At 38.8% G+C, this 23,223-nt stretch carries 18 protein-coding genes; 16 read left to right on the forward strand and 2 right to left on the reverse strand.

The genetic code is table 11. The features are described from left to right. Positions 1 to 80: 80 nt before the first annotated feature. The 16 genes from J3369_RS03020 to J3369_RS03095 all read left to right on the forward strand — a co-directional run bounded on the left by J3369_RS03020 (position 81) and on the right by J3369_RS03095 (position 19,395). Positions 81 to 1,460: a coiled-coil domain-containing protein gene (locus J3369_RS03020; RefSeq protein ID WP_349583635.1), complete on the forward strand. Its 1,380-nt coding sequence runs from the start codon at positions 81 to 83 to the stop codon at positions 1,458 to 1,460. A 1-nt stretch (position 1,461) separates the two neighbouring features. After that, a complete protein-coding gene (locus tag J3369_RS03025; protein ID WP_349583638.1) occupies positions 1,462 to 2,496 on the forward strand; it encodes a hypothetical protein in 1,035 nt (344 codons plus the stop codon). Next, on the forward strand, positions 2,489 to 3,439 hold the full coding sequence (locus J3369_RS03030; protein ID WP_349583641.1) for a hypothetical protein: 951 nt from the start codon (positions 2,489 to 2,491) through the stop codon (positions 3,437 to 3,439). Before J3369_RS03025 ends, J3369_RS03030 begins: the two co-directional genes overlap by 8 nt. Next, complete coding sequence (locus J3369_RS03035) at positions 3,436 to 5,469, forward strand: exostosin domain-containing protein (protein WP_349583643.1); 2,034 nt, start codon at positions 3,436 to 3,438, stop codon at positions 5,467 to 5,469. Before J3369_RS03030 ends, J3369_RS03035 begins: the two co-directional genes overlap by 4 nt. Beyond that, a complete protein-coding gene (locus J3369_RS03040) occupies positions 5,466 to 6,437 on the forward strand; it encodes a hypothetical protein (protein WP_349583646.1) in 972 nt (323 codons plus the stop codon). Before J3369_RS03035 ends, J3369_RS03040 begins: the two co-directional genes overlap by 4 nt. Continuing rightward, positions 6,427 to 7,386 carry a glycosyltransferase family protein gene (locus tag J3369_RS03045; RefSeq protein WP_349583649.1) on the forward strand — a complete coding sequence of 320 codons (960 nt, stop codon included), beginning with the start codon at positions 6,427 to 6,429 and terminating at the stop codon, positions 7,384 to 7,386. Before J3369_RS03040 ends, J3369_RS03045 begins: the two co-directional genes overlap by 11 nt. 5 nt (positions 7,387 to 7,391) lie before the next feature. Next, positions 7,392 to 8,771: a discoidin domain-containing protein gene (locus tag J3369_RS03050; protein WP_349583651.1), complete on the forward strand. Its 1,380-nt coding sequence runs from the start codon at positions 7,392 to 7,394 to the stop codon at positions 8,769 to 8,771. Between the two features lie 22 nt (positions 8,772 to 8,793). Further along, the gene (gene gmd, locus J3369_RS03055; protein WP_349583654.1) at positions 8,794 to 9,909 is read left to right on the forward strand and encodes a GDP-mannose 4,6-dehydratase; all 1,116 of its coding nucleotides are present in this window, start codon (positions 8,794 to 8,796) and stop codon (positions 9,907 to 9,909) included. A gap of 1 nt (position 9,910) precedes the next feature. Then, the gene (locus tag J3369_RS03060) at positions 9,911 to 10,669 is read left to right on the forward strand and encodes a hypothetical protein (protein ID WP_349583656.1); all 759 of its coding nucleotides are present in this window, start codon (positions 9,911 to 9,913) and stop codon (positions 10,667 to 10,669) included. Between the two features lie 22 nt (positions 10,670 to 10,691). Further along, positions 10,692 to 11,564: a class I SAM-dependent methyltransferase gene (locus J3369_RS03065; protein ID WP_349583658.1), complete on the forward strand. Its 873-nt coding sequence runs from the start codon at positions 10,692 to 10,694 to the stop codon at positions 11,562 to 11,564. Positions 11,565 to 11,603: 39 nt separating this feature from the next. Beyond that, positions 11,604 to 12,563: a GDP-L-fucose synthase gene (gene fcl, locus J3369_RS03070; protein WP_349583660.1), complete on the forward strand. Its 960-nt coding sequence runs from the start codon at positions 11,604 to 11,606 to the stop codon at positions 12,561 to 12,563. 1 nt (position 12,564) lies between these two features. Beyond that, the gene (locus J3369_RS03075) at positions 12,565 to 13,017 is read left to right on the forward strand and encodes a GDP-mannose mannosyl hydrolase (protein ID WP_349583662.1); all 453 of its coding nucleotides are present in this window, start codon (positions 12,565 to 12,567) and stop codon (positions 13,015 to 13,017) included. A gap of 1 nt (position 13,018) precedes the next feature. After that, complete coding sequence (locus J3369_RS03080) at positions 13,019 to 14,068, forward strand: hypothetical protein (protein WP_349583664.1); 1,050 nt, start codon at positions 13,019 to 13,021, stop codon at positions 14,066 to 14,068. Positions 14,069 to 14,293: 225 nt separating this feature from the next. After that, positions 14,294 to 14,953: a glycosyltransferase family protein gene (locus tag J3369_RS03085; protein ID WP_349583666.1), complete on the forward strand. Its 660-nt coding sequence runs from the start codon at positions 14,294 to 14,296 to the stop codon at positions 14,951 to 14,953. Positions 14,954 to 15,051: 98 nt separating this feature from the next. Then, positions 15,052 to 17,751 (forward strand): glycosyltransferase, encoded by a 2,700-nt coding sequence (locus J3369_RS03090; RefSeq protein WP_349583668.1) that lies wholly within the window; start codon positions 15,052 to 15,054, stop codon positions 17,749 to 17,751. Positions 17,752 to 17,793: 42 nt separating this feature from the next. Then, on the forward strand, positions 17,794 to 19,395 hold the full coding sequence (locus tag J3369_RS03095; protein WP_349583671.1) for a hypothetical protein: 1,602 nt from the start codon (positions 17,794 to 17,796) through the stop codon (positions 19,393 to 19,395). Positions 19,396 to 19,427: 32 nt separating this feature from the next. Here J3369_RS03095 and J3369_RS03100 read toward each other — a convergent pair whose 3' ends face one another. Further along, positions 19,428 to 20,216: a polysaccharide lyase gene (locus J3369_RS03100; RefSeq protein WP_349583674.1), complete on the reverse strand. Its 789-nt coding sequence runs from the start codon at positions 20,214 to 20,216 to the stop codon at positions 19,428 to 19,430. A 44-nt stretch (positions 20,217 to 20,260) separates the two neighbouring features. Beyond that, a complete protein-coding gene (locus J3369_RS03105) occupies positions 20,261 to 23,077 on the reverse strand; it encodes a glycosyltransferase (RefSeq protein ID WP_349583676.1) in 2,817 nt (938 codons plus the stop codon). Positions 23,078 to 23,223 lie beyond the last annotated feature (146 nt).

Below are 23,223 nucleotides of genomic sequence, written 5' to 3' on the forward strand. Positions count from 1 at the left end.
ATTTAGACAATCATTTATTTAAATATCTACCACAATGCAAGGATGACAAACATGCAGAGCTCTGAACTTTAGGCTGTGTTATGACAATTTTTATTACTATCACAAACACAAATCAATGGGATGAGATCGTTTCTTCCGCCCCAGAAGATAATGTTATCGAGCATTTGGATATACACTCAACTGCTGAAACTAAAATAGTTAAAGAAGCTGTAAGCTTAAATGACCTATCAAACTGTATTGATAGCTTCGAAAATTTAGTAATTTTATATGAATCACCAGAGTCATATTTGTATCGAAGAATCGAAACGAATTTTGGCGAAGGTTTCGTAATTGAGAATTGTCTATCTTATCTGAATGGGCTTGTCTCAATATTCAGAAATCATAGAGAGAAGATAAAATTACTAAACTTAGACAAAATTGCTAATTCTACTGAGCACGAAATTACTGCTCTCGATGGCCTCCATTTACCATCGTCACAAACTCTTCAACCTGCTGCAAGGGACTTTAGATACCTTGCAGCATATTACTTGGTTAATGAAGATGAATCGTTATCTGCAGCAGCAGAGCTTTTAGAAGCTTGTTCATTACCCGTATATTATTTTAAAAATACAGCAGAAATTTTAACTAAATTTAGCGATTATTTAATTGAAAATGAAGCAGAAAGAAAATTAAATAAAAAGTTCATTAATGACATAAAAAATAATGTTGTAAAACTTGAAAATGAGAATGCGCTACTCAATAGTCATCTAGTTGACTATAAAATAACAAGCTCTGCAAGAATTTTGGAACTAGAAGCGTCTTTGTCTGAAAGTCTCACTGAAGTTAAACTGTTAAGAATTAAAAATAAAGAATATTATAATAATTTTACTAAGCAAAATTCATTGCTAGAGAAAGAAACTACCGAAGTAAAAAGGCTTACAACTTTGGTCGATGAGTTTGATTTAAACGAAAAGGGAATGAAATCAAAGATTTTTGAATTAGAAGCTAGTAATCACGAGCTTAAAATTCAACAAAAAAGGGCTAGAAATCAGCTCCAAGAATCTATTTTCAATTTTAACGCGATTAATAGAGAGCTAAAGACTGTAAAAGAATCGTTATATTGGCGAATTACGAGCCCTGCCAGATTGTGTTCTACCAAATTGAAGCGGAAAGACATACAAATAGGCGAAGCGTTAAAGCGTGATATAAAGCTACTCTATTCTACTAATTTTTTTGACGCTGATTGGTATTTGAGCGTTTACCCCGATGTAGCCGAAGCTAATATTGATCCAGCCGAACATTATCTGCTACATGGTGCATCTGAAGGTCGCTCACCAAGTTCAGCTTTCGATGGTCAATGGTATTTGCGTACTCATAAAGATGTCGAAGTGTCTGGAATTAACCCTCTGATACATTATCTGATGTATGGTATGGGCGAAAAAAGAACTATAAAGCCCAAGAAAGATGAAAATAGGCGATAGCATGTCGGATGTAAATAATAGACTTGTTTGGCTTGGGGCTGGACTTGCCAAACATCCAAAATTTGATTTTCGTGCTTATAGCAACGTGAGCCTTTATGAAGCTCAAAGTAGTCTATGTAAACAATTAGAATTTGAATTAGCTGAATACGATCATGTTAAAATTATAAATAAATGTATTACAAATGTATCTGCTACTGAAAAAACTAAGTTTAATTTGTACTCTCCTAATATTTTATCCTCTTTATTACCTGCTACTGGGATAGAGGGGGTTTTTCCCGGCCTAAAGTTAAAGTCTTTGATAGATGTTGAATTTCTTGCTCTAACTGATTTATTCGCCGAGATCTTCCAAGATAATCAAGGGCAAATTGATATAATTATAGATTTGCCGTGTTTGAGTGGGCAGTTTGTAGATTATTTTTGTAAAGTTGGTGTTCCTTCGTCATTAAATCGTATTACTGTAAATTGTACAATGCGGGAGTTATATAAAGGAGGATATTTGTACGAAAGAGTTAATGAAATTCTTGAGAAAAATTATTTCGTTTTTGATTATGCAGACAAGTCTGATCCTGAACTTCCACTCGTCACATATTATTTTGATAAAAAATCTAAACATATGGATGAATTAAAGGCAGAGAATAAGAGGCTTCTGGATATCGCAGAGGCCCTTACCATCGAGAGAGATGATTATCAGCGCTCTTTTGAAGATAAAGCTGCTCATGGAGAAATCCTTGAAAAGAATCTCAGTGACCTGAAGCGAGATTATGAAAATATTAAATCTAAGTTTACAGATTATTCGAATTCTAAAAAAGAAATAGAAATTAAACAACAAGAAATTCAGACGCAATTAGCCAAAGAAAAAAGTAAAATAGAAATTGATTTGGAGGATCTGCGGTATAAATTTTTTGAAAAAATAAATGAAGAAAAGGCTCTTCGTCAAATCATCAGTGAACTTAATGAGCAGTTAGAGAGTGCAATAGAGTTTTATTCAAACCTAAAGCGGTCTGTATCAGAACATGTAGGCGATAAACGTGAGTGACTTGGACTCTACCGTTTTCTTTTTAAGGGAACAATTAGAAGAGATGTTGCCTTTAGTTAATTTGACGAAATCAAAGTTACTACAAGAGCTTTCTAATAGTCCTTTTAACTATCAGGAAGCTGAGGACTTGATAAAGCGCTCTAAAAGAGCCATTGAAATAGACAAACCTGAGATCAGAATTATTCATCATATGGCTTGCAGTGGAGGCACATTGGTTTCTAAATGTTTAGCTGCACTGCCGAATGTTTTTGTATTGAGTGAGCTTCACCCTACATCTACTTTACATCAGGGAGGTGGCAAACCAAAGTTCTTACCTGCAGATATAACTACACAAGCTCGTTATGCCAAAGTTCCTGCTGTTGATGACCTTGCTTTGTCGCTATTTAAAATGAATATAGACTCTGCATGTGAGCACATAGAAAATTATGGCGGCATACTTATTATAAGAGACCATAGTCATTCAGATTTCTGTGTTGGTGAAAGTTTTAAAGAAAGCTCAGTGATAGCTAACTTGTTAAAGAATGATTTCAAGCTATTAAGATTAGTCACTCTAAGGGATCCAATTGATTCGTATCTATCACTATGCAAAAACAATTGGGTTCATTTCAGTCCAAAGACATTTGATGAATACTGTAAAAGGATATGGCATTTTCTCGAAGAATATAAATATACTGAAGTAGTTCGATACGAAGATTTTGTTTCCAGACCAGAAGAAGCTATGGCCTGCATGGCTGACATTTTAAAAATTAGATATGATAGCCATTTCATCGATTTATTCCCAATTTTCAGAGTAACTGGTGACAGTGGTCGTTCGGGGGCGACGATATCAGAAAGAGCTCGGCGAGAGCTTACATTTGAAGAGACGGAAGAGATTAAAACTTCTAAATATTATAAACTAATAGCAAAAAAATTTAATTATAATTCACTGGAGAGGGTGCCGTGATTAATGTTTTTTTTCCTTATTATCAATGCGGAGATTCAGCGAGGCAACGCGAGATTGATCTTTGCTTGAAGGAAAATGGTGAGAATCCATTCATAGATAATTTAATCGTTGTGATTGATGATGGTTCTGAGGTTCCGCTCCATACCTCAAATATGCGAGTTATCTATGTAAATGAACGGATGACCTATGCGCTTTGGATAGACATGACAAATGAATACTGTGATCATGGAGTTTCTGTCCTATGTAATTCAGACATTTATTTTGATGATTCAATTTTAAAACTAAGACAGGTTCTCAGGGCACCAAGATCATTTTTGGCATTATCCAGATGGGAATTAATTGGTCATGAAACATCAAAACACCCTAATCCCCATTGGTCACAAGATACCTGGGCAATGAATGTTGGTGAAACATTCACGACAAGCTTCAAGCATCAACTCGCCTTTCCTATGGGAGTTCCACGTTGTGACAATAAAGTGGCGTATTTGTTTGCTGTACAGGGTTGGTCCATACACAACCCTGTAAATTTCGTAAAAAGTATTCATGTGCACGAGACACAAGTTCGTACATATAACAAAAAAATAGATGAGAGAATACTTGGGGGAGTTTCTTATGTGCACCCAGGTGCCGAACTAAATTCACCTGCAAGTTTAGACTTTGATATCTGGGTTAAGGATTCGCCTAGTAAAATTAATGGCGTTAAAATTAATTCCACCTTGGAACGTTGGAGAAAAGAGGCTGCAGAAGTTGGGATGCCGGACACTCTGCAGACTCTTGCAATAGAGTCCGTAAAAGAAGCTAGCGCTGCTGAACTATTACACGCAATTGAAAATGGCAGTACGATGCAACATGGGAGTCTCCATCTAAATATGGCGTTTCATGGAGGCAAGGTTTATCCATATAGCTACTACGAAGATAATTATCGTATTACTGTGAGAGAACCCGAATATAAGTCTAATCGGGACTTTTACAAGCTCATCGGCTACGTTCCTCCGGTAATGACAACATTCGTGGATGAGATAAGTGACAAGGCGAAGGGCTCGGAAGACATAAATTTTTGGCAGTATCCTTGCGCCACCGAAAAGCAGGCGTACGAAAATCATCTGAGTATAAAGTTTTCTGAACATGTTGATGTGTCAGTAAGAATAATTAATATTTATGTACCACTTCCTTGGGCAACTTATATTGATAAAAAGCAGTTTCCACAAGAATACTTCAATAAAATTAGCAAACTACTGGCACAATACCAACAGTTAGCTGACACTGCTGGATTTACTCTCAAAAGCCATAGTGTTTGCCAGCATATCCATTGGGCTAGGGTTCTGAAGCAGGCAGAAACTCTAGGTATAACCGATCTTTACCTTTCTCATAAAAATTCTGCGAGTGAAGCCACTCAGCAGGAGGTCGGGACGTCGCTTAACCTTCACGGTTGGTCTCTAATCGCTGTGAATTACGAGACCCCTGAAAGAAGCGAAGGTATGGAACGAAAGCCGATGGAGGATCGAAAGTTACTGGCATCATTCATCGGTGCTCACATGAATCATTATAGAGATGATAAGCGAGTTAAACTATTTGAAGCCGCCAAAGAAACTGGACGTGATGATGTGTTTGTTGATTTAGGTGATGAGTGGCATTTTAATAAGGTTGTTTACGAAGAGCAGGTGCTCAACAAAGAAATCGAAGCTCATCATATAGATGAACATCACAAACGAACATTTCGCTACAATTCCATACTTTCGGATTCTAAATTTTCTTTCTGTCCGGAAGGAGCAGGCCCTAATACATTAAGGTTTTGGGAGTCTATAGCAGTAGGTACAATTCCGGTTATATTCTCAGATGATTTAGCTATTTTTACTGAGTCTGACGAAGCCAAAAGTATATTGGATTGCTGCGTAATCTGGAAGAAGGACATTGCTTCAGACTTGTTTAGCTATTTAAGTTCTGTACCTGTCCACGAAGTTGAAAAGAGGGCAGGAAAATTAGTAAAGCTGTATGAAAAAATAAACAAATCAAAGACTATTTCCTTATGAAAATTGTAATTTATGGAGCTAGTGTAACAGCTCAGAAAGGTCGCACAGGTTATTTTGAACATTTAAAAGAAATATTAAATGAAAAGTATGAAGTAGTCCGCTTACCATTTGGAGCTAGTCATCTACACTTCGCTGGGATCGCTATGATTCAGAAAGTTTTAGATGAGAAGCCAGACTTTTGTATTTTAGATTGGGTAACCCCATCTGCAAGCGTATTCCCAGACGATACGGTAACTAGAATTAATAATATTTTAATATCAAATAAAATAAGACCAATCTGGATTTTACTGCCCAGAACTGATGACCCTTTCTCTGAAAGAAAAAGTTGTGAACAGGTCTTGGATTCAAAATCAGACATTGTCAAAGTCTTTAAATTTCAGGAATCATCTTGGGCTGTTGAGGATCTATCATCCATAATTCGCGATGTGGTTCATACCAATGAAAATGGCGCGGCAAAATATGCTTCATTTATCAACGAAGTAATTGAGGAAGTGTGCAATCCAAAAATTAACTTTGTTGAGAAAAATAAAAGTTTAAGAATACCAAAAATTATAGCTTGTGATGGAACAATAAAGGAAGATTCGCCATTAACAATCGCATTTTCTCATGAAAGAGGAAATCTTTCATTATATTCATTGTCACTAATTGGCCCAGCTTCACCAATTTTACAGTTAGATTTAATGGGAAATGACAGAATAGTGCAAAGCCATTTTAGAAATGTTGTTGATCCTTGGTGTTATTATGAAAGAACGATGCTCATAAACTTTCCAAGTTTTAAAAATATTGAATCTGGATTTTACAAACTTAGAATAAGTATTGTTGATGAAGATCCATTTGAGAATGTTAAAACTCTAAAGTCAATTTCCAGTGAAGATCTGTTAGAAAATCACTTGGATAGATTTTTAAAGGTTGATGAATTTATAATTGATGGCGATGTAAAAGTAGAAGGATATCATTATGGCTTATAAACCCTCATATACATGGCCTAACCCAGCGTTTCCATTTAGAGTTTATTATGATGGACCCGAATGTCGAGTTTTTATTATAGAGAATATTCAGCACAACTGGAATTGGTTGTCTGAATATCATACGAAGATTAGACATAACGATTACTTTTTTGTTTACTGCGGTTGGTATCATAGTGAGCATTTTGCAAGAGAGGCTAATCAAATATTTACTGAGTTACAACTTAATAAAGATAGATTTTTTATAATGTTTAACTCAGAGAAGGAGATGGATAACTTTCTTCCTTTTGGATTTCAAGGAGACTTAATTAATCATAATGCATGGTTGGATGAGAACTTAGTTATGAAAGTTCTTCCTTCAGAAAAAAAGATATTCGATGCACTTTATATTGCTCGCTTGAGTTCATTTAAAAGACACGAATTAGCTTCTGATGTGTCAAATCTTGCTCTAATAGCAGGAATCAATCACGGTAATCCAGAAAATGAAAAATTGCCTCAGTATGTTTATAAAAATACTCAACCTCTAGCACCTGAAGAAGTTTGCGAAAAAATAAATCAATCAAAATGTGGTTTGTTGCTATCTGCAGCAGAAGGAGCTTGTTTTTCATCAAGTGAATATTTGTTATGTGGTATACCAGTAGTATCAACTTTTAGCGAAGGTGGTCGAGATGTTTGGTATAATGATTATAATTCTAAGATTGTAGATTCTAATACGAGATCTGTCGCTGAAGCTGTAGAATTTTTTATCGAAAATCCTCGGGACCCATATAGAATACGTAATGATCATATTGCACAAGCACAAATCTTCAGAAATAGATTTATCAGAAAACTGGGTCAAATTTTCTATGATAATAGTGTTAATATTGACGCTAGAGAGTATTTCAACGAAAACTATTTTCATAAATTGAGGAAATCGTACAGACCAAATTTTCAGGAAATTTTTGAGAGGTAGTAGAGATGAATTTGTGTACATATTTTGTTGCAGACTCCGAGGGTGATGAATCAATTTTTCCTCAAGCCGGAAGTATGCACAGTTCTTCTTCAAATGAATTTCAAGAGATATATTATCGCTGCGTTGTAACCTTTTTCACCTCTTTACGAGTCTTTTCAGAAAATCAAAATCTGTATTTTTTTTCCAATCATATACCAGATAGACTTTCTGATGGTTTTAAGTTTAGAGATTATTTGGTTTCAATTGGTGTAAATGTCATCGAACTTGAATTTACTAAAAGGCTGCCCATAAAGCAGGCGCATTTTGGCAACGTTTTTTATGTTTTAGATGTACTCGAGTATTGTAGAGATAATAATATTTCACCGATAATAGCATGTGATAATGATTGCTTGGCTTTAAGCGATATCAGTGAGTTAACAAATTCGGTATTAGAGAATACTATTCTAGCTTACGGTATGCCACTTAGAGGCGATAAGGAGCTCAACGGATTAACACAAGCGGACTGTAAAGATATTGTATCAACTGTCTTTTCACAAGCTAGAGATCAAGAATTAAAATTTTACGGTGGAGAGTTTTACGCTTTCGGTTCAAATGCACTTAATAGAGTAGTTGATTGTTTTTTACCCATATTTGCAAAAAATCGTGAATTTTGTCGTAAAGGTGAGAGGTATTTTAAAACCGAGGAGCAGTTATTAAGTTCAGTTTTTCATTGTATTGATCTTCAAGTGAATGATGTTTCTGGTGTTGTTCAAAGATTGTATAATAGTTCTTTAGGTAATTCAGAGATGGTATCTAAAGTAAAACTTGCTCATTTGTTGCAAAAGAAAAACACTGGTTTAAAAAAGTTATATCAGTTCATTAAAGATGGGATTATGTCAATCAACTCCACCCCAAAGGCTTGGGATGACTGTTTGTATAGGCATATCATACCTGAAGCACAAGAACTTCCACTTATAAAAATTAATCATAAAGATTTAGGTCCTGAATCACTGGTCAGTGTTAGTTCTATTTATCAAAACATGGATCCTAATTGTTGTTTAGATGAAAACTGGACGCTTACTAATTTTTTGCATACAAATGATGAAGTTGAACCTTGGGCCTTGTTCGATTTGCAGAATGTTTGCTTTATAGATTCTGTTCATCTAGTGGACCGTATCGGCTTTGCTGAAAGATCTAATTCTTTAATAATTGAGATAAGTTCGGATGCTACTAATTGGGAAGTGGTGTTTAACCGGAAAGATCAAGCGATTGAGAATGATGGAAGAGTCAAAGTATATAGTGCTAAATTAGATTCTGAGGCTCGTTTTGTTAGGGTCAGGCTTGCTGCAAGAGGATGTCTGAACTTTCATAAAATTGTTATAGATGCTGTACAAAAAACACACTAATATTTTTGAAGAAGATTTGTTAATGAAAAAAGCACTTATTACGGGCGTAACCGGTCAAGATGGCTCCTATTTAGCGGAGTTTTTATTAGAAAAGGGATATGAAGTACACGGTATTAAGCGCCGTGCTTCTTTATTTAATACAGAACGTGTTGATCACATCTATGAAGATCCTCACAACGATAATCCTAAATTTCACCTGCATTACGGTGATTTAACAGATTCGTCTAACTTGACCCGTATCATCTCTGAAGTACAACCAGACGAAGTTTATAACTTAGGTGCGCAATCCCACGTAGCTGTCTCTTTCGAATCTCCGGAATACACCGCTGATGTAGATGCCATGGGAACACTTCGTTTACTTGAGGCAATTCGTTTCCTTGGTCTAGAGAAAAAGACAAAGTTTTACCAGGCATCCACTTCTGAGCTTTATGGGTTAGTGCAGGAAATACCACAGAAAGAAACTACACCTTTCTATCCGCGTTCACCATATGCAGTAGCGAAGATGTATGCGTACTGGATTACAGTTAACTACCGTGAGTCATACGGCATGTATGCATGTAATGGCGTTCTGTTTAACCACGAATCTCCGCGCCGTGGAGAGACCTTTGTTACCCGTAAAATTACCCGAGCGATTGCAAATATTGCACAAGGTCTGGAGAAGTGTCTTTTCTTAGGAAACATGGATGCGCTTCGTGACTGGGGCCATGCTAAAGATTACGTTCGCATGCAATGGATGATGTTGCAGCAGGAGCAGCCTGAAGATTTCGTCATCGCAACGGGTAAACAGATATCTGTACGCGAATTCGTACGTATGTCAGCTAAAGAAGCCGGTATTACTCTGGAATTCAGTGGTGAAGGTGTAGATGAGATAGCTACGGTAACAGCAGTGGATGGCGATAACGCCCCAGGCGTTAAAAAGGGTGATGTGATTGTAAAAGTTGACCCGCGCTATTTCCGTCCGGCAGAAGTCGAAACGTTATTGGGTGACCCCTCCAAAGCAAAAGAAAAGCTGGGTTGGGTACCTGAAATTACCGTTGAAGAAATGTGTTCTGAAATGGTTCAAAGTGATCTAGAGAAAGCAAAACAACATGCTTTATTAAAAATGCATGGCTACTCGGTAGCGGTTGCTAAAGAATAACATGCAAGCGAAAGCTCATCTTGTCAGTTTTGCTGACGGCGCATTTAAAAATAGAAGACAAGGTTTCACTAATGAAGCCTTGTCTATGAACTTTTTTGAATCAGTTAATGTTTTAGACAGGAAGTCCCTTGATACATGTTATTTCGAAAAGCATGGAAGATACATACTGTCCCAGAAACGCGGATTCGGTTATTGGATTTGGAAATCCCAGGTTGTACATCAATCGCTTGCAAACCTGCCTGAAAATGATGTGTTGGCTTTTTCCGATGTAGGGTTTAAATTTAATCCTGATGGCCGGTACAGGTTACTGGAATATGTTGAGATGTGCTGTGATTCTGAGTTTAAGAACCTCGGTTTTTCAAATACGCATACAGAATACTGTCGAACGAAAGCTGATCTAGCTTGTAGATTAAATGTTGACCTTAGTTCGATAGTAATGAGAAGTACTCAATTATCGTCTGGCTTCTTTTTTTTAATTAATAATAAGAGAAACAGAGATTTGGTGAAGAGTTGGGTTGATATTTCAATCGAAAATAATTATCACTACTCTAATGACTCGCCATCAGAATTGCCTAATCATCCCCAATTTATTGAGCACAGGCACGACCAAAGTATCTTTAGTTTGCTTCGAAAGTTAAGTGGCTGCGAAGTCACACATTATGAAGTGCAGAGTTATCCTCATTTCGATAATTTAAAAGGCATCTTACCTTTGTTTGCCGCCAGGCAAGGTCGCGATAAATCTTATGTTCCAGAAATGTAATTTAAACTACTAGAGAGTTAGTATGTCATATTTAAAAGAAAAATTTTATTTTTTTAAAACGGATAATTTAGCGGCACACATTACCGTAGAAGATTTTAGAGAATCTATATTAGGTAGAATAGGGAACATAGATTACATATCTGAAGGGTATACTGAAGAAGACCTTCCTCAGCAACGTGATTTAAGTATAAAGTTTCATTGGGGACATAGTCACGATTTTGGTGATTTTCAAGTCGATGGCTTGATGAAAAATAGACATGTTGAACTTCTTGAAAAATTTATAGATATATTCCCCGTCACAGTCGAAAGCTTTAACGACAAGTCTATATTGGATATCGGTTGCTGGACTGGCGGTACCTCATTGCTTTTGAGTACTATTTGTAGAGAAGTTACTGCTGTTGAAGAAGTTCAAAAATATGCCAAGACTGCTTCTTATCTTATGGAGGCCTTCGGTGTAAGAGGTGAAGTTCTTTCACGCTCATTATATTCTTTAAATGATGAAAACTATTACGACTCGTTCGATAGAGTCTATTTCCCAGGTGTAATCTATCACCTTTCAGATCCTGTTTTAGCGTTACGCATACTCTTCAATACATTGGTTGTTGGTGGCGATATTTTAATTGAAACAGCAGGGTTTGATTCCGATGAGCCGATTTGTAAATTTGAGGGGAATTATATCTATCATCCGAATGGCACTAGAGAGGAGCTTAACAGAGGTGGTTGGAACTATTTCAAGTTATCTGGTCCTGCGCTGGAAAGCATGATGAAAGAAGCAGGCTTTGAAGACATTCAATTCCACTGGGATAATTCTTGGGGTAGATTATTTGCGTACGGAAAAAAGAACTCACAAATTCCTATTTGTAAGGCTGGATTATCAGTCCCTGGCATCCGATGATTATTCGTCAATAGAAGAATTACATAGGGGAGTAGATATATGAAAACAGTTTTTATAGCCGGCCACAATGGTATGGTCGGTTCAGCAATTGTCAGGGCACTCAGTGCCCGTGACAATGTTGAAATCATCACCCGCAGCAGAAAAGAACTGAATTTGCTTTCTCAACACGATGTGAATACGTTTTTTGCTGAGAACAAAATTGATGAAGTATACCTTGCTGCTGCAAAGGTTGGCGGTATTCACGCAAACAATGAATACCCTGCAGACTTCATTTATGAAAACCTGATGATAGAGGCCAACATCATTCATGCAGCTCACACTAACGGTGTACAAAAGCTGTTGTTCCTGGGCTCATCCTGTATCTATCCCAAACTGGCTGAACAGCCAATGACAGAGTCAGCGTTGTTGACCGGTACACTCGAGTCGACCAACGAACCTTATGCTGTTGCTAAAATAGCGGGTATCAAGTTGTGTGAAAGCTATAACCGTCAGTTTGGACGGGACTACCGCTCTGTAATGCCAACCAATTTATATGGCCCTAACGATAATTTTCATCCTGAGAACTCTCACGTTATCCCTGCATTGTTACGCCGTTTCCATGAAGCCGCACAAAGTAACGCTGAAGAAGTCGTTGCCTGGGGCAGTGGCAAACCAATGCGTGAGTTTCTGCACGTCGACGATATGGCAGCAGCCAGTATTCACGTGATGGAACTTGATAAAGAAACCTATGAAGCAAATACCCAGCCAATGCTCAGCCATATAAACGTAGGCACGGGTGTGGACTGTACCATCAGGGAGCTGGTTGAGACGGTTGCCAAAGTAACAGGCTTTAAGGGCGCCATTAAATGGGACACTTCAAAGCCTGACGGTACACCCAGAAAGCTGATGGATGTATCACGACTGAAAGCGCTCGGATGGCAATATTCCGTTTCGCTTGAAGATGGTCTCGCCCAGTCTTATCAATGGTTTCTCGAAAATCAGGACAGCTTCAGAGGTTAGTATGTTTCTGCCGGATGATACCTTCAGGACTGTTGTCGATAGTACACCACTGGTGTCTATCGACCTTATCGTCAAAAATTCCGGAGGTCAGGTTTTGCTCGGAAAGCGAAACAACAAGCCTGCTAAGGATTTTTGGTTTGTGCCGGGCGGTCGCATTCAGAAAAATGAAACGATGTCTGATGCTTTTACACGGCTCTGTAAAGAAGAGCTGGGTTTAGAGAAACGGATATCCGATGCTGTTTTCCTTGGACCCTATGAGCATTTCTACAATGACAGTATCTTCGGCGATAACGTTAGTACGCATTATGTTGTCCTTGGTTACCAGATTACTTTCGACCGGTCATTAGGAAAATTACCGGATAAGCAGCATTGTGATTATAAATGGATGAACGTTGAAGAAGCTGTGCGCTCAGAGAGAGTCTATAAATACTCTCGCGACTATTTTGTAAATTGATATGCATGAATTAAATATCAAAATACTGGGAACATCCAACGGAATTATAAAGGGAGGGTATGCAGCCCATCTTCTTGAAAATGAAAGAGTTAATGTTCTGCAAAACCTGTCCATAGGTTCAAGCCATCCCACTGTTATTGCCCACGCACTGGAAAGAAGTGATTTATCCCAGCGTGAAGAGTTTCTGTTGCTGGATGTTTGTGTAAATGAGCAACGGGCAATGTCAAAAAATAGATATGAGCAAAGCATTTCAGTATCGATGTTCAGACATTTCCTATCTTACTGTTCTGAAAACGGTGTTACCCCCGTTGTTTTATTACTGCCGGTACTGGGAGAGGATTGCCAGTTAATTACAGAAACTACTGAGCGATGGAAAAGTCTCTGTGATCAATATTTTGTAAGGTATTTAGATGTGTTTGAGCTTGCAAACCGCTTTGGCACTGCAAAAGACCTTTGGAGAGATTCTAATCACCCATCTATTGAGTTTTCAGAAAAAATAGCAGAAGAGACTTTTCATATTTTCAGTGAGTTGCATAGTGAGAATAAAAAGCATGGTTTCTTCAAGATGGCAAGGAAAGCTATAAACATATTCCGTAGTTCAAGCCGAAATCCTGTAAAAGAGGGAATATTCAGTAAGTTAGACATCATACATCTCAATTCTGAAAAAAAGGTGGTAAGGAAAACGAATTTATTGAGCGTAGATTTTTGTGTTTACGACGAAAGTTCAAAGCTCGTTATATCTTCTGGAGGGGATTTCAGAATTCTGGGGTTCGCACTGGACATGGCCCACACTCATTCAGCACTAAAACTATCCGGGAAAAATATAGTAATACAGCGTTTTGACAACAGTTACTACGATGAAGGTAAAAAATTATGGTATGTGTCCTGGTCGTTACTCAAACCTGTTTACTCTCAAGAAGGCAAGGTTGAGGTTTCTTTCCTCAAGCCCAAAAGAGATGGCGATTTTTTACTCAATGATCATACTCCATTTCAGCCTGAACAACGTTCAGTGATAGCAGAACTTGAGTCAGTTTTGGTTGAGTATGTCTGATGAAATGGACATCGTAATAAATGAATATGAACTTCTTTGTGGGTTTATGCACTAAAATTGAAGTTTAACAATATTCATGCAGTGTTGAATACCATCCTGAAGCCGTTTATCCTGTTCCGCTTTTGAAGAAAATCAGTCCCAACATTTTTCATTTCGACTCAAAACAATTGGGTCGGTTCCTTTGAGTCGGGAATAAGTTCGCTAATAGTTCCTGGAGGATCGTACATGTCAGCAACCCAAATTGATGGTGTCTTTTACATTAACCTGGATTTCAGGATCGACAGACAGGAAAACATGGCGCGTCAGCTTAAAAACTGTAAGTGGCCGGTAAGCCGAATTTCTGCAGTGAGGCTAGAAAATGGTCCTGAGGAAGCCGGGATAAAGCTTCAGCCTCAACTAGCAGAGCGTATACATGTCGCAAGTATCTGGCTTTCGCATAAAGCTGCCATTGAAAATGCAATTGAAGCGGGTCAGGGTGGGGCATCAATATTACTTGAAGATGACGTAAGGGTTGCCGATTCATTTTGGTCTGACGATTTAAATTTACCAGATTCCCTGCCTGAGGATTGGGAAATTATTTTCTACAGTCCCCGCTATCGCGTGAACAAAAATGGTCCTTTGAAAGACTATAAGGGTAAAAAATGGATGGATGCTCCACATGGAGATAAGCCTGTTTTACTTAAGAAGCTGCGGGGAACTTATATCATGACCGGAGCTCATTTTGTCGTCTTTAAAAACAGGTCTGTTATGGGATCGGTATTGGATAAAATGACCGCTACAGAAGAGGTCTATGATGTAGATAGGTTTTATATGGCTGAATTTAATACTTACGGGATCGATTCCAAGCTCATAGGTACCGGCCCGTTCGGCTCGGATCACGACTAAACCTCAAACTTGATTGTATCGTTAGGTTCTGCCATTTCGTTAGGTTAGAGCTTAGGTTTTAAAACTTAAACAATAATATTAATAGCCGGATGTTCAATATGCTTAAAATTCCTGGACTTTCTATCCATTTGGAAAAACGCTTACTTCGTAATCAGGCAAATTTGATTAGAGAGTCAGGGCTCTTCGATGAGAATTGGTACTTAGACAAATATGCAGATGTTAAAGAGTCAGAAATTGATCCGGTAATACATTTCCTCAAGTTCGGAACATCAGAAGCTAGATATCCTAATCCGGAGTTTGATACGGAATGGTACCTCAACGAATATTCTGATGTTCGTTCATCAGGTATTAATCCGTTAATACACTATATCAAACACGGGAAGGATGAAGGGCGAGCAACAAGTGCCGGGACAACCGTAAAGCAACGTAGTAGCAGTAAGTCGGTGGTCAACGACCTCTGTACGAAGGTATGGGGAGGCTTTAGCAAATATGCAGTAAAAGATCTGGAGCGACTAGTCGAAGACCAGAGCGTTTCGGCTGCAGATCGAATAACAGGACTTTACACTCTGGCAAGATGGCATGCTTCAAATTCAAATTGGCCTGAAGTTACAAAACTCATCAAAAGCACGCGCATCATCGATATGAAATTTTATCGTTCTAAGCGCACAAAGCTCCTGCTTGTCGAAAGCTATATACAGCAAGGAATGTATGAAAAGGCGATTGAATTTATAGAGCCTTCATTAGAAGTAAACTTCGACAGTGATTTGGTTTGCGCATTGGGCAATATCGGCGAGACATGTGAAAGTAGACTCAAGATAATAAATAGAATTTATGAGTACTATGGATTAGCGAAGCTGGAATTTATCAAACCCGATAAGGGGATGACTTTTGGCAACGTGGATGTTTTAGAAAAATTAACCACGATAAATGACGGCCCAAAAGTAAGCATATTAGTACCCGTTTACAAAGCAGAAGAATTTATAGGGGTTGCAATAAAATCGTTGTTGGCTCAAACGTGGTCTAATATTGAAATTATTGCTGTAGACGACTGCAGTCCGGACCGCTCCCTTGAAATATTGAAAGAGTTCGCTGAAGCTGATTCCAGACTGAAAGTCTATAAAAATGAGGAAAATCTTGGAGCGTATGGCACCAGAAACAAGGCGTTGAGCCTTGCAACTGGTGATTATATTACTGTGCATGACAGTGACGACTGGTCTCATCCTCAGATGTTAGAAGTCCAGCTTGGTGCTATGTTTAGTGATCCGAGACTAAAAGTCACGTGTTCAATGATGGCAAGAGTATTGCCAGACATGAAATTTCTTCTTCGCCCTCAGCGTAATAACTTAGATTATGTACACCGAAGTTATCCTTCAGTGTTAATCCGAAAATCTGACCTTGACGCTCTAGGGATGTGGGACGGTGTCTCAGCTAATGCAGACGACGAATTTGTTCAGCGGGCACGGATTCTTTGGGGGAAAAATTCTGTCAAAGATATCCTTACGGGCGTACCTTTGTCATTCTTCCTGGTCCATGAAAATTCTCTGACTCAAAGCAAGAAAACCAGCCTGAACAGCCTAACCTTCGGCGTCCGGTACGAATATTCACGTCAAGCGAAGTTCTGGCGGGAGAATGTGGTAGCGAGTGATGCGAAAAGTATTGTTACTGATAGAATATCGCTTAAGGCTCCCTTCCCAATCCCGGCTGGTTTAGCGCCTAATAATTGGAATATAAACTCCCGATACGATTTAGTCATTGTGTCTGATTTGAGTTTATTAGGTGGTACAAGAAGATGCAATGAAGGTTATATTAATGCCGCAATAAACTCGGGCTTGAGAGTTGGGCTATTTCACTGGCCGCGTTATGATTTGGCGTTAGCAGAAATAGCACCAGAATATACCGAACTTTCCTACCATAATAACGTTGATATACTGGTACATGAGGATGAGATTACAGCTAATCTTGTAGTCATCCACCACCCCCCCATTCTTAAATATGAACTGGATGCATTTCCTGATATCGAGTGTGAAACAGTTGCTATCCTGGTTAATCAGTCTCCAATGCAATTGTGGTCAGAACAACCTCACTATTACTTCGAGAGCGAAGTCAATGAGCAGTGCCTCAGGTTATTTAAGCAGAAACCCGTGTGGATCCCTATATCCTCTGTTGTAGAAAAAACATTGAAGTTAGCCGGCGGAGGTGAACATCTCCATGATGAGATTTGGTATCCGCCATACAGTAAAGCATTACCTTCAAAGATGCCTGCGGTAGCTGCAGATTTTGGAACAGATGCACGTCCTATTATTGTTGGCCGGCATAGCAGAGACCACTGGACTAAGTGGCCTGCTTCTTCCCGGGAGCTTAAAGCTGCATATTGTGCAGGTGAATCTGGTATCGATATGCGGCTTATGGGAGGTGTAAGAACACCTCGCAAGCTTTTGGGTCGCATTCCATCTAACTGGCAGGTTTTTGATTTTGATTCAATCGATGTGAGTGATTTTATCAGTGATTTGGATTTTTTCCTTCATTTCACACATGATGATTACATTGAAGAATTTGGTCGAAATATCATGGAAGCGATGGCTGCAGGGAAGGTGACTATTTTACCTCACGTCTATAAAGATGTGTTTGGTGATGCAGCTGTGTACTGCAAACCAAATGAGGTGTCTGCAACAGTCCTCCAGCTTTGGAAAAATCATGAGCTGTATTCAGAACAGGCTCTGAGAGGCTTTAACTTTGTAAGGGATAACTGTGAACCGCTTGTTGTTGAAGAAAAATTACTACGGCTATTAAACCGGTAACGAACAACTCACACATATTCAGTTAGATTTAAAGTACAATTTATGCGTTCCCTGACAAAAAAAATATTAAGCAAGTTATCTGCTGAAAAGCAGACTTCTCAAAATCTGAAGTTTCTTCTTGAAAGCGATTGGTTCGATGAAGGTTACTACGTCAAAGAGAATGATATACCTGCTGAAAATCAAGTCGAGTGTCTGACCAGAGTTGGAGCTATAAAGCACTATTTGAATCATGGGGTAGATTTAGGGTTTAATCCTTCTGCTAAATTTAATACAGCTTGGTATCTTGAACGTTATAAAGACATCAGGAAAAGTAAAATAAATCCTCTCATCCACTTCTTACGTTACGGTGTGAATGAGGGGCGTATACCCAAACCCCCTTTATTAGAGGATTTAAACAACGCTGCCTATAATGACAAGAATCCAAAAATAACTTTTTATTCGACACGTTCAGATGGTTTTGGTGAACGCATAAAATCCATTCTAAACGGTCTGGTTCTCGCGGAATATTTTAACTGCGACTTTCGGTTTAGCTGGCCTGCCTCTTCTCATTTGGGTGATTCTCATTCTGTAGCCAGCGCAAAAGAAACTTTTTCAGACGAATTTCTGGCAAAGTATTTTGTTAGCGATATACCTGATGACATTTCTAACTTTGATTCTGTTGAAAATCTGTCCGGTAACGGCGGGACGATTTCTTTAAGAGTTTCTCAGGCCAATATTTTCAATCAATTTCCATTTTTACAAGAAAAGCTTTCCCGGGATGTATTCGGTAAGGCCTTTTCGAGCATAGATTTTTCTGACGAAATAACTTCTGCTATAAATACTGCAAAAAGCATTGAAATAAATTCGCCCAGCATTTCTGTACACTTGCGTAGTGGCGATATTGTCTACGGGCGCTATCGTTTTGATGACCGGTATACAAACAAAGTCATTTCTTATCCGCAAGCTGATTTTATATGTGGTGCAGCGAATAGTGATAATTGCCACGTGATCATCTTTGGTGAGAATCAAGATGTATGCCGAAAACTGGCTGACCGGAATAATAGTAGTTACTTCGGTGATTGGGCTGGGCTTCGGAACATGACACAGTTGCAGAAAGCTATTTTCGATATAGTCCTCATGTCCCGGACAGATAGGATTTATGCTGGAAACAGCGGTTTTTCTCAGTTAGCAGAATGGATAGGACATACTCCTATTTGCTCTCCTGACGATAATTTTAACCGCCATGCTATGGCGAACCATATTATAGATGTGCTCGAAAGTAGTGTTTCAGAATCATTCGACGATTTTCAAAATGGATTTGGTTCCTGGCACCTAGTCTTTAACTATAAGGACATTATAGGAAGGAGCAATGCCATCCTGCATTTGGAAAAAGCATTATTGTATACACCTGACTGCTTATTTTATCACGCTGTACTGGCATCACTTTATTTTGAATCTGGTGCGATTTCCAAAGCAAACCATCATCTGGATATTCTGATTAGTAGCAAACCTAAACCTGAAGGGGTTGGTAGCTATGAATACCTCACTGAATATAAATATTCCGACGGAAAAAAACCTTTGCACAAGTATCGGGGTAATATGCTGGCAATGAGTAAAAATGGCGTTTCTAAAGCCGGAGATGTATTCAGAGCGTTGGCCCATTAACGGGGGCTGTTTTTAAAGTTACCAGCCAAGCTTTATGGATGAAGACCTTCATTTACTTCAAAATTATCATAAAAAGCAATCGTGGTTTTTGAAGGGCTCCAACTTGGGTCATTTCCACCATAAAAGGAACTATAAAGAAAATATTCTATTTTCTTATTTAAATTTCCGGTCAGATTTAATCCATTAGCTTCTGCCTGTTTGGTTTCGTCAATATACAGAGATACTATGCCGTCTCTTGAACCAATTGCAGAATTCAGCTTCACGTATAGTGAAATTTTGTACCATGTTTCCGGTTTGAAGTTGAAGTCAGAAAAGACCGGAGTGTCATCACCGCATCGGGCCTTTCGATCCTGATGATAGATATAAAGAACCGGTCTGCCTTTTTCTCTCCACATCATTCTCACAGACCATCCGTTGGCATCCACCGGTCTGCAGCCTGTAGTGGCAGTCCCCCCGGCCAGACCATGCATTTTACCTCCTTTGATAAATTCAAAATCTTTATCAAGCTTCATATCAAAGGTTAGTGTAGCCTCACTGACAGGATGAGAAAGATTAAAACGACGGCCGACATAAGGTGTTCCCGAAGAACTGGGTATGTATGAATGTTCTATTATATGATCATATGTTCTCAGTTCAGTTGCAGAGATTACTCTAAGTTTTTGATCAAACCAAGTTTCTCCTAAACTCATTGTCTCAAAGTCTTCTGAATACAGCAGTGTATTATGCTCCGTATACTTGGGCGCTAGCTCATTAAGAACAAGTAAAACAGCTGACAATAAAACAAGCAGAAGTATTTTTTTTAGTGTCGGCGATGAGATCATTTTGATTTAACTTTTCCTTTCATTGCTCACTTTCTCATTCTCAGCTATGCATGAAAAAGCGTTTGTTTTAATTTTCTTGCTATGACAGTTGAGTCGTATTTCTCCTTAACGACAGTGAGAGCTCTACATTTCATAGCTTTCAATGTTTTTCTATCTTTTGATAGTTTTTCAAGGTGGGTTAAAATTGATTGCCAGTCTTTGATTTCAGCAAGGCAACCAAAGGAAGAGTCAACTGTCTCACGAAGAGCGCCCCACGAGTAGCAGACTGGAACGCAACCACTAGCCATCCCTTCAATAATTGTTCTTCCGAAAGACTCTTGAAAGTGCGATAGATTAAGTACGACGTCTTTGTCACTTAGGGCATTAACGGGTGACTCAGCATAACCACAAAAATTAATGTTGCCTTCAGAGTAGTTCGACATAAGCGTTTTGAGATCTTTTGTTTCGGGCCCATAAAGGTAAAACTCAATTTCTAATTCGCGCCTGGAAGCCTCGCCGGCTAAGTGGAAAAAATCCTTTATACCTTTTTTGATACCATTACTACTAAGCATTGCCACTTTAAGGGGATTGTCACTTTCGTCGACTGCTCCCGGATTAAAGTCATTTATATTAATCGCGTTTTGTATAACAGTGGTTTTGCTACCAAGGCTTATATAGTCTGCAGTGGCTTGTGAGTTAGCGATAAGTACATCTGCAGTCTTATCGATATGGTTCCTGATCTGGTCAGGGTCAGCTTTGAGCCTTATACACAAATCTGGGTCATGGTTCGGTAACTCTCGTATATGAACCACAGTTTTGAGGCCTGAATTTCTTGCTGCGATACTTGGTTCCAAGAGAGTCAATGTGTTGATATATACGAGATCGGGCTTGGTAAAATTGATGACTTGCATCACGTTTTTTGTCAGTTCCGTTTGTTCATCACGGCCCCGTCGCCACCAGATTAAAGGCATATAGTAAATAGCTTCAACATAATTAAGTAGTTCTGTACAGTACTCACTGTTTTGTGCACTCGGGAGTATTGCTACGACACCTACACCAGATTCTGACAGCATTCGGGCACAATCAACAAAACTCTTTTCCGCTCCAAATACTTTATCACCAGCAAGATGAGCAACCATTAAAACCCGATTTTCTTTTGCAGTGTTTTGTAACCCACTTTGAGATAACGGAAAGGTATAATCACCAGTGTTTGATGCCCATTCAGAAAAGGCCTCAAGGTTACTTATATTTTTTATTTGAGCCAGCGCGCTTATGCTGACTGAAGGTGTCGCGTCTCTGCCTTCGAAAATGCCAAATCTGATGAAGTGTTTTAACGGTTCAACTTTTGCTTCAGCGATATCTGGATAAGCATTTAAATACCAGGAATCGTCAAATAAATTGCGAGTTTTTAAGTAGCGATAAAGATTATCTAGTCTTACCTGGTTACTTCCACGACATATATGCGGGGGGGCAATAAACTTCCGTATGCCATCTTTCGGCATATAAAGTCTTCTTTTTAGCGCATGCCAGCATATTGCAGCTTCGTGGTAATCCTTCCTAATACCGTTGAATTGTGTTCTGAGGTGGGTTGCACTGGTCTGAGTAAGAGAGTTCCTGTCTACTCTCCCGAACGAAAGAGGAATACCAGGATAAACTTCTAAGACAGAAGAATTGCCAAATTTTTTTAAAATTCTGAGATAGTATTCTGTGTCAGCATTGACGGATACATTGTCCCAAAAACCTAATTTCCTGAAAACAGAACGCTTAAACATCAGGCTGGATACATTTCTGTATATCCATCCTTCTTCCATTCTCCATCGTTCAAAACATAAGTCAGGGTCGGTTCTGACCCAATGGGATATAGTTGCTTTTGTTTTTCTGTTTTTTGAAAACGCACTAACCTGCAATTGTATTTTCTGGGGGTGAGACCAGTCGTCAGCATCATGAACAGTTATAAGACTACCATTACAAGACTGTAGTCCTTCATTTCTGGCGTAATAAGCACCACTATTTTTCTTTAGTCTGATGTATTTTATTCTTTTATCTAGCTTTGACAGAGAGCGAACAATATTTCCGCTACTATCGGTAGATGCGTCATCAACGACTATAATTTCTATTTTAGTATATGTCTGGTCGGTAAGACTTCGCAGAGCAGTTGAAATAGTTTTTTCTGCATTGAAACACGGGATAATTATTGATACCAAGGGACTGTAAAATGATGTGCTAACTTTGGGAGCTTCGCCAGACAATTTTTCTAAAGTTGGCTGGTCGACAATAGAAAGCTCAGCGAGATTATTCTTGGCAAAAATTTCATTAATAGACTTTATTTTAGCTTTGTCATTTTTGAGCATGGATGCAGCAAGAGTTTTGTTATTGGAGGATCTCCAATTCGAATTTGACAATACTTCTGCTGCTTTCTCTAGCAGATTGCATTTAAAGTAAATGCTGAACCCCAGCAAATAAGGACCTTCATGATTTATGTAAAGGATAAGCTCCTTTGAGTACATCATAGCCTCTACATACGTCAAAGCCTCTTTCCAGTTCCCCCAACTGGCAAGCCAACGGCATAAGAACCAACTGGCTAAAGACTTCTCTGGCTCTCCTGCATTTACCGCTAAATGTTGTAGTCGCGCAAACGCTTCTCTATGGTCTTTTGTTGACCAAAGCTCGTTATCTTGTTGAACTGCTTCGATAAAACACGGCCAACGACCCTCCTTCCAGCCATGGTTTTTGAAATGAGTTAAAGGATCAACACCTGCTTTGGCAATATCAGGATAAGTGCTTAGGTACCAGGGCGTGTCAAAAATATTCAATAGATCTTGAGGAGCTGTTTCGAGCATAACAAATTTAAAGGTATGTGATTTCACAATGGTATTAGTCATGCAGGGTGAATGTCTACCTGAATTAACTGAATGCGCCTGTGCAATCTGTATGTGTAATGTGGTCTAATACGGCAATGTTTATCGGGATGCTGGGTAGCATAATTACTCTGTGCATTGTGAACCCCTTGTCAGTCGGTGCCTATACA

It is taken from the genome of Alteromonas sp. NFXS44, assembly GCF_040148705.1.
Classification (GTDB): domain Bacteria; phylum Pseudomonadota; class Gammaproteobacteria; order Enterobacterales; family Alteromonadaceae; genus Alteromonas.